The organism is Streptomyces phytophilus, assembly GCF_013870535.1.
In the GTDB taxonomy this organism is placed as follows: domain Bacteria; phylum Actinomycetota; class Actinomycetes; order Streptomycetales; family Streptomycetaceae; genus Streptomyces; species Streptomyces phytophilus.
Genome location: NZ_JACBXC010001454.1, coordinates 1 through 1,408, shown reverse-complemented (window position 1 = coordinate 1,408; position 1,408 = coordinate 1). Strand labels below are relative to the sequence as shown.

At 73.2% G+C, this 1,408-nt stretch carries 1 protein-coding gene; it reads right to left on the bottom strand.

Annotated elements, in window-relative coordinates; translation table 11 throughout:
- Nucleotides 1-6 precede the first annotated feature (6 nt).
- A partial coding sequence (locus H5J30_RS33270; protein WP_181791452.1) for a PQQ-dependent sugar dehydrogenase occupies nt 7-1,408 on the bottom strand: 1,402 nt, incomplete at its 5' end.

The following is a 1,408-nucleotide window of genomic DNA, read 5'->3' as shown; positions in this document are numbered from 1 at the left end:
CTCCGGCTACGGCAGCGCGGGGCCGCGGGTGCCGGTGACCTTCCAGACCTTGCCGTTCGCCTTCGCCAGCAGGTACAGCTCGCCCGCCGCGTCCTGCCCGAAGCGCAGGTCGACGCGGGTGTCGCCGGCCAGGTCCTGGGCCGTGACCCGCTCGCCGGTGGCGCCGTCGAAGAGCCTCAGCTGGTGGATCGTGGCCATCTCGGCGGCGTCGCGGTCCATCTCGCCTGTCCTGCTGGCGAAGACGCGGCCGTCGACGAGGTCGCCGAAGACGTACGTGCCGCGCAGCTTGCGCAGGTCGTCGCCGCGGTAGACGAAGCCGCCGGAGACGGCCCGGCCGATGTCGGAGGTGCAGTTCCAGTCGGCCGGCGGGTCGTGGTCGTAGGCGGCGACGGGATAGGTGTAGCCGTACGTCTCGTCGTCGGGCGGCAGCGGCTTGTACGCGTCGCACGGGTGGGCCGGGTCCTTGTCGAAGACGAACGGGCCCTCGCGCTCGCTCCAGCCCAGGTTGTCCCCGGCCCGTACCTCGTAGATCGACTCGATGGCGTGCTCGCCGATGTGGCCGAGGTACAGCCGGTTGCTGCCGCCGGTGTCCCAGCTGAAGCGGTGCGGGTCGCGGAAGCCGTACGCGTAGACCTCGCCGAGGGCGCCGGGGCGGCCGGCGAAGGGGTTGTCGGCGGGGACGCCGTACGCGCCGTTCGCGCTGTCGTCGCCGCGGGGGTCGATCCGCAGCAGCTTGCCGTGCGGCAGCGCCAGGTTCTGCGGCTCGCTGTTGCCCACGCCGGTGCCGCCGTCGCCCACGGCGACGTAGAGCTTGCCGTAGTCGGCGCCGCCCTTGCGGGCGGTGGGGTTGAAGGCGATCTGCTGGATGCCGTGGATGCGGCCGTTGAAGCCGAGGCGCAGCACCTCGCGGCGGCTGCCGGAGAAGGTGCCCGCGGCCGGGTCGTCGGCGGTCCACTCGGTGATGATGCCGTGGTAGCCGGTGTTCGGCTGCGGGGTGAGGTCCGGCTCCGCGTCGGTGGTGGAGGCCAGCTCGGTGTGCACGGTGTAGAAGACGCCGTTGCGGGCGAAGTCCGGGTGGAAGGCCGCGTAGCCGAAGCCCTGGCCGAGGCCCTGGCCGGAGAAGAACTGCGGCGCGAAGGCGGCCCCGACGTCGAGGTACGTGCGGGGCTGTCCGCCGTCCTCGACGAGGTACAGCTTGCCGTTGAGGTCCGGCACCGCCTTGCGGCCGGAGCCGTCGGGGAGTTCGGCGAGCGCGTTGATCCGGGCGTGCCGCATCAGCCGCGGGTCGGTCGGCGGGGGCGTCGGCTCGGACTCGGGGAACTGCGCGTACTCCTCGACGACGAGGCCGAGCTTCGCGGGTACGGGCTTGGGGAGGATGGCGTCGCCGGGCGCGGCGGCGGCCGGGGGC